The 6693-nt window shown below is 39.1% G+C and carries 7 protein-coding genes; 5 read left to right on the top strand and 2 right to left on the bottom strand.

Going from position 1 to position 6693, the window contains the following annotated elements; translation table 11 throughout:
- Both I2F62_RS04040 and I2F62_RS04035 read right to left on the bottom strand, forming a co-directional pair.
- On the bottom strand, window positions 1-132 hold a 132-nt coding region (locus I2F62_RS04040; protein WP_324625214.1), incomplete at its 3' end, for a transposase-like zinc-binding domain-containing protein.
- Between the two features lie 128 nt (window positions 133-260).
- Window positions 261-1562, bottom strand: a complete 1302-nt coding sequence (locus I2F62_RS04035; RefSeq protein ID WP_324625735.1) for a solute carrier family 23 protein — start codon at window positions 1560-1562, stop codon at window positions 261-263.
- A 643-nt stretch (window positions 1563-2205) separates the two neighbouring features.
- Between I2F62_RS04035 and I2F62_RS04030 the strand changes: the two genes are divergently transcribed.
- The 5 genes from I2F62_RS04030 to purH all read left to right on the top strand — a co-directional run bounded on the left by I2F62_RS04030 (window position 2206) and on the right by purH (window position 6655).
- The gene (locus I2F62_RS04030; RefSeq protein ID WP_324625734.1) at window positions 2206-2421 is read left to right on the top strand and encodes a hypothetical protein; all 216 of its coding nucleotides are present in this window, start codon (window positions 2206-2208) and stop codon (window positions 2419-2421) included.
- A 123-nt stretch (window positions 2422-2544) separates the two neighbouring features.
- A complete protein-coding gene (gene prmA, locus I2F62_RS04025) occupies window positions 2545-3447 on the top strand; it encodes a 50S ribosomal protein L11 methyltransferase (RefSeq protein WP_324625733.1) in 903 nt (300 codons plus the stop codon).
- A 16-nt stretch (window positions 3448-3463) separates the two neighbouring features.
- The gene (locus tag I2F62_RS04020) at window positions 3464-4258 is read left to right on the top strand and encodes a DUF3426 domain-containing protein (RefSeq protein WP_324625732.1); all 795 of its coding nucleotides are present in this window, start codon (window positions 3464-3466) and stop codon (window positions 4256-4258) included.
- Window positions 4259-4739: 481 nt separating this feature from the next.
- Window positions 4740-5009, top strand: a complete 270-nt coding sequence (fis, locus tag I2F62_RS04015) for a DNA-binding transcriptional regulator Fis (protein ID WP_001086304.1) — start codon at window positions 4740-4742, stop codon at window positions 5007-5009.
- 71 nt (window positions 5010-5080) lie between these two features.
- Window positions 5081-6655 (top strand): bifunctional phosphoribosylaminoimidazolecarboxamide formyltransferase/IMP cyclohydrolase, encoded by a 1575-nt coding sequence (purH, locus tag I2F62_RS04010; RefSeq protein ID WP_324625731.1) that lies wholly within the window; start codon window positions 5081-5083, stop codon window positions 6653-6655.
- The last annotated feature ends 38 nt before the right edge of the window (window positions 6656-6693 follow it).

The raw sequence follows: 6693 nt of genomic DNA, 5'->3' as shown, positions 1-6693 counted from the left end.
TGCATGATCACCGATAAACTGACGTTTACATATTTTGCATTGGTAATTTTGTTTACCATCCACTTTTATGCCATTTTTCTTTATACTGTCGCTCAGGCAGGTAGGACATTTGATGTGTAGAGTGATTAGCATTTCTCTATAGTATCAAATTCTTACCTGTTTTTTTATTTCAGCATACTTTTTGAAACACCACCAAAAAGCCGATATTTACATCGGCTTTTGAATATCTTAGATGATTCGTTGATTTGACTTCTACAGCATTACGCCTTTTTAGCAGTGCGATTAAATACCAGATTTAATAAGATGGCTGCAAATGTTGCTGTACCAATACCGCCTAAATCGAATCCGCCCAAATGAATAGAATAATTCCCTGTACCCATAATGACGGTAATTGCTGCAACCAGCATATTGCCATTTTGGCTAAAGTCAACTTTATTGTTTATCCAAATACGCGCGCCCGCAATGGTAATTAAACCAAAAACCACGATAGACGCCCCACCTAAAATAGCCACAGGAATAGTACTAATTAACGCGCCAAACTTTGGTGACAAACCCAGTAGAATTGCGAATATACCCGCAAAAACGAATACAATGGTTGAATAAATTTTAGTGGCTGCCATAACACCAATATTTTCAGCATACGTGGTCATACCCGTTCCACCCACCATGCCAGACAACGAGGTACATAAACCATCTGCAAAAAAAGCTCGGCCCATATACGGTGAAATATCTTGACCTGTCATGGCGCTGACCGCTTTAAAATGTCCTAAATTTTCGGCAATTAAGATGATTGCAACAGGGCTAATCATTAAAATCGCATGTGTTGTAAAAACAGGTGAATACAAGGTGGGGATGCCAAACCACGCGGCGTTGGCAATCGGTGCAAAGTTAATTGGTGTACCTAAATTAAAGACATTCGCAAGCATAAAATAAATAAAATATGCGAGGATTAAGCCGACAAGTAATAACAAACGGCGCAGCATCCCTTGGGCAAAAACAGCAATACTGCCAATACAAAATACCGTGACTAAAGCCATCCATGTATCGAAACTATTCGATGAAACGCCTTTAATAGTTACAGGTGCTAAATTTAGACCAATGATCATGACAATCGCGCCAGTAACCACTGGCGGTAAACATTTTTCAATCCATGCAGTGCCTGATCGCATCACAATCAAACCAATCAGCGCATAGACGATTCCGCAAACAATAATTCCACCCAAAGCAATCGGAATATTTGGATTAATTCCACCGCCGCTATAATTGGTCACCGCAGCAACTGCGCCAATAAAAGCAAAACTTGAACCCAAATAACTTGGAACACGGCCACCAGTAATTAAGAAGAATAAAATGGTTCCAATGCCGGTAATCAACATGGTTAAGCTCGGATCAAATCCCATCAGCAATGGCGCGAGCACTGTTGCACCAAACATGGCAAATGCATGTTGTGCACCTAAAATAATGCTCTGCCCCATCGGCAAATATTCATTCATGGCCACCGGTGTTGTTTCTAAATTCCCCGTATAAGGCTTCCACGTATTAAACCAACTTTCTTTTTTCATCTAAGCCTACCATTTTCAAGAAATTTTAAATTATTTGTATCATATACGATTCAAGAATCGAGACATACCGCCGATTGATAAAGCTTTCAAGTATTTAATTCAATTCAGTATTTTTATACAACAAATGAAATAAACGCACGTTTTCACACCATCAAGACTATTCAGAATAACTATGCATAATTAATACCATCTTTGATAAAAATAGACGCATAAGTTTCATTTTTTACGAATTATTTGAAGATAAAATGTTTTCTTAGAATAAGCACTGCACAATGGCTTACTTTTGGCGATTTTAGGTTTCAATAATTATTGATTGAGTCGATGCAAATGAGCCTCAAATTTTCACGCAGTATCATGAGTACTTCAAGAATTGAATATCGATTTATCTGACTTGTTTAGCTTTAGGCATGATCGAAATTTTTAAACATTGCTTGGGCGCGATATTGAAGCATGCTAAAAAACCGTTTTATTTGTAACAAACTAAGACAACATCATCTGTTTTATTTATTTGTATTTCATGAAAATTTCACAAAAAAAGCTTTTTCCCATTTTTAATTTGAATTAAACACAGTAAATGCGCAGCTTGAATTTCTTAATTTTTCGATTATATTCCGAGCAATGTTAGCTTATAGAAGAAGTCGGTATGCGTGTTTGGCAAAAATTATTCGCAACACATACAGAGCGTAATGCCCATAAAAATCATGTGGCATGGATTGCCAATCATGGAATATGCAAAACCAACCAACAATTGCTGCAAACCTTAGCCAACACTGAAGATAAAGATATTATTCAAGGCATTACTCAAATTCTGCTCTCTCGCGGCTTTAGCCGAAAAGAATTACTACAGCGCCGTAACTAATGGAGAAAGCATTATTCTCATGTACGAAAAACAGCGTGAGAATTTTTATTGCGGCTTTGTCACTTTCCCAAGTTCCTACGATCTCGTACAATGGTCTAAACAATTCTTTTAGGTTATCTCTACGTGAAGTGGCTACAAATACATATTACTGTTGATCAAGCACAAGTTGATTTTGCAGAAACCCTCTTTTTATCTTTAGGTGCAGTCAGTGTCACTTTAGATGATGCAGAAAATCAGGAATTGCTTGAACCACTTCCAGGGGAAACACCTCTTTGGAATAAAGTCATTGTGACGGGTATTTTCCAACAAACTGACGAAGAACCTGTCGATGCAGTATTGCTGACCCAGTTCTTAGAAAACCAAATTCCAAACGCACCGATTCGTTCGGCTGAACTTGAAGATCAGGTTTGGGAACGTGCGTGGATGGATTATTACGAGCCAATCGAAATTTCAAATAAATTTTGGATTGTGCCAGAATGGCTAGAACCCCCTGAAGCCGATGCTGTAAATATTAAGCTCGACCCAGGTTTAGCCTTTGGTACAGGCAACCATGCTAGCACATTCCTATGTTTGCAATGGTTAGGACAAACCAATCTTAAAGATAAAATCGTGATTGATTACGGTTGTGGATCAGGCATTTTAGGTGTGGCTGCGTTGTTACTTGGTGCTAAAAAAGTCTATGCAACCGACATTGACCCACAAGCAGTTTTAGCAACTAAACAAAATGCAGAATTGAATGGTGTGTTAGACCGTTTATTTGTTGGACTTCCAGAAGAATTCAATAGTGAATTCAAAAACCAACAAGCAGATGTTTTAGTCGCAAATATTTTAGCAGCGCCGCTTATGGCTTTAGCACCAGAATTTGCCAAACTACTTAAACCTGCGGGCGAATTTGCTTTGGCAGGTGTTATTGATGAGCAAGTTGCAGATGTATCTGAAGTTTATCAAGAGTTCTTCGACATTTTAAATATTGAAAAACGTGAAGAAAATTGGTGTCGTATTTCTGGTCAACGTCAAGTTAACTAAAGATTAGGCATAGCTTATGTCAGACATATTTGTTCAATGCCCTAAGTGTTCTCGTAGCTACGTGGTGTCGCCCATTCAGCTCTCGCTTTCGCATGGACAAGTATGCTGCACAGGCTGTCAATTCAAGTTTAATGCTTATGACTATTTAAGCCTTAAAAATATGAATCAGGTGCTTCCGGTTAAATCCGACACAATATTGGCAACTCCACAGTTAAACAGCCCAGCCTCACACAATGCCGCTTTAAAAATTTTTGATCGCACCATCGCAGCATCAAATATCGACTTTAAAACCTATTTAAATAATGCCAAAGCTGTAGATATCGAGCCGCCTTTTTTTGATCAAGCATCAACAGAGCAGCTTCATGTAAAAGAATTGCCCTTAAATCAGCGTCAGCCCAAACCCATCATGCCCTTTGTTTACATGTGGCTTGGCACCCTTTTATTTGTTGTTCTCATTCTACAATTCATCGAGCGTAGCGAAAATTTGCATTCGACCTTGCCATTCACGCAGCACACGTTAACCACTACAATTATGAGCACAGAACAAGATGAACCGAATCTGCTGCGCATCACTGGACAGATCAGCAATAGCGCTCAAATGGCACAGCTGTATCCTAATTTAAATATTATTGTTAAAGCGCAGAATGCAAAGGAACAGCAATTTGTGTTTAAACCTGATGAATATTTGCCCTTGCATTTAATTGCCCAGCAAAAAATTCAGCCACAGCAAGAATTGCTCTTTCAGATCGAGCTTCCGATTCAATCTTCAAGTTCTCAATCCATCCGTATTGAGTCAAAATACGCAAAGTAACTTTGATCTAAATTACATCATATTTACAATTTTAAAATTGATTGCAGATAAAAGCCTCAGTTTCACGGCTTTAATCTAAAAGATAGATATTAAAATGAATAACAATCCAAAAAAACGATAAAATTTAACTTTTTTTTGCAGCAAATTTACTCATTTTTTTTTAGACAATGGTATTATACGCGCCACGAAAGCTTGGCTACGCAAACGTCTCGTATATAAATCCCATAACTAAATGTCTACAGAATGTGCATAAAGTATTTTTTGCATATTGAGTGGCTTTTTTTATTTTGATTTTAAGGCTGTAACAATTTTTAAATAACTGTTACGCTTATTTTTTAGCCAAATCGAGAAGTTTGTGGCAAGCTAGCTACTGATTTTTTAATGTTGATCTTATCAAATATAAGATCTGCATTTTTTAGCCTTTTATAAACTCAAACCACTTTACCCAAGTGGTTATAGATTAATTTCGGATTAAAAACGCATGAATAGCAAATCTCCTATTTTTACTGCACAATCTGATGTTGCTCTTCGCATCCATGTGGATCGCGCAGTTCGCCATTATTTTGCACAATTGCAAGGTGAGCAACCATCTCAGGTTTACGACATGGTGTTAGCAGAAATGGAGAAACCTCTTTTATCTGTGGTCTTAGAATATACCCGTGGCAACCAAACCCGCGCCGCTGAAATTTTAGGACTTAACCGCGGGACTTTACGTAAAAAATTAAAAGCTCACGGTTTGATGAGTGAATAATTGATAAAATGCTCACGTTTTCGTGGGCATTTTTTTTGCCTATTTATTTTGATCTAAAGACTTGATATCTCATGACTATTAAACGCGCATTAATCTCTGTTTCTGATAAAACTGGTATTGTTGAGTTTGCTCAAAACTTGGCAGCTTTAGGGGTAGAACTTCTATCGACTGGCGGCACATATAAATTGTTAAAAGACAATAATGTTGCTGTGGTAGAAGTGTCTGAGCACACGGGCTTTCCTGAAATGATGGATGGTCGTGTAAAAACATTACATCCAAAAATTCACGGTGGTATTTTGGCGCGTCGTGGCGTTGATGAAGCTGTGATGCAAGAACACAACATAGACCCAATCGATTTAGTGATTGTCAACTTATATCCATTTGCAGCAACGGTTGCAAAACCAAACTGTTCATTGGCAGATGCTATTGAAAACATCGATATTGGCGGACCAACAATGGTTCGTGCTGCGGCAAAAAACCATGCTTCTGTGGGTATTATTGTCAATGCGACCGATTACGACACCGTAATTGCTGAATTAAAACAAAACGGTGCGTTGTCTTACGAAACGCGTTTTGACTTAGCGGTAAAAGCTTTTGAACACACCGCACAATACGACGGCATGATTGCCTCTTATCTTGGTGCGCGTGTAGGCAAAACTGAAGGCGAAGCAGATACTTTTGCACGTACGTTTAATACGCAATTGGTCAAAGCACAAGATTTACGTTACGGCGAAAATCCACACCAAGCGGCAGCATTTTATGTTGACCCTACGGCAAAAGAAGCGTCAGTTTCAACGGCAAAACAATTACAAGGCAAAGAATTGTCGTACAACAACATTGCCGACACAGACGCAGCCCTTGAATGCGTGAAATCTTTTGCAAAACCTGCTTGTGTGATTGTAAAACATGCTAACCCTTGTGGTGTTGCGGTATCTTTAGACGGCATTCAAGCCGCTTACGATTTAGCGTATGCAACCGATCCTGAATCTGCTTTTGGTGGCATTATTGCATTTAACCGTGAGTTAGATGTTGCAACGGCACAAGCGATTGTAGATCGTCAATTTGTAGAAGTGATTATTGCACCAAGCATTGCTGACGGCGTACTTGAAGTAACTGGCGCGAAGAAAAATGTTCGTGTACTCACCTGTGGTAGCTTACCAAATATTGATGAACGTGCTGCACAGTTAGACTACAAACGTGTGAACGGTGGTTTACTGGTACAAGATCAAGACTTAGGCATGATTAAAGCAGCCGACTTGAAAGTTGTAACCAAACGCGCACCAACGGAACAAGAAATTGATGATCTTATTTTTGCATGGAAAGTTGCAAAATATGTAAAATCAAATGCGATTGTGTATGCCAAAGGCCGTCAAACCATTGGTGTGGGCGCAGGTCAAATGAGCCGCATCAACTCTGCACGTATTGCCGCAATTAAAGCGGAACATGCAGGTTTAGTGGTTGAAGGCGCTGTTATGGCATCGGATGCATTCTTCCCTTTCCGTGATGGAATTGACAATGCAGCCAAAGCCGGCATTAAATGCATTATTCAACCGGGCGGTTCTATGCGTGACGAAGAAGTGATTGCAGCAGCAGATGAAGCCGGCATTGCCATGGTCTTCACGGGCATGCGTCATTTCCGCCATTAAGATAGACATAACAATCAACACGTTCTAAATAACTTTAC

Source organism: Acinetobacter sp. MD2(2019) (assembly GCF_035615615.1).
Classification (GTDB): Bacteria; Pseudomonadota; Gammaproteobacteria; order Pseudomonadales; family Moraxellaceae; genus Acinetobacter.
Note: the sequence above shows the minus strand (reverse complement) of the source record. Positions and strands in the feature narration are given on the sequence as shown.

Bases quoted from the DNA above. Each gene is read 5' to 3' on its own strand.
- I2F62_RS04020 (WP_324625732.1), top strand. From the start codon at position 3,464: ATGTCAGACATATTTGTTCAATGCCCTAAGTGTTCTCGTAGCTACGTG.
- purH (WP_324625731.1), top strand. From the start codon at position 5,081: ATGACTATTAAACGCGCATTAATCTCTGTTTCTGATAAAACTGGTATT.
- fis (WP_001086304.1), top strand. From the start codon at position 4,740: ATGAATAGCAAATCTCCTATTTTTACTGCACAATCTGATGTTGCTCTT.
- I2F62_RS04030 (WP_324625734.1), top strand. From the start codon at position 2,206: ATGCGTGTTTGGCAAAAATTATTCGCAACACATACAGAGCGTAATGCC.
- I2F62_RS04035 (WP_324625735.1), bottom strand. From the start codon at position 1,562: ATGAAAAAAGAAAGTTGGTTTAATACGTGGAAGCCTTATACGGGGAAT.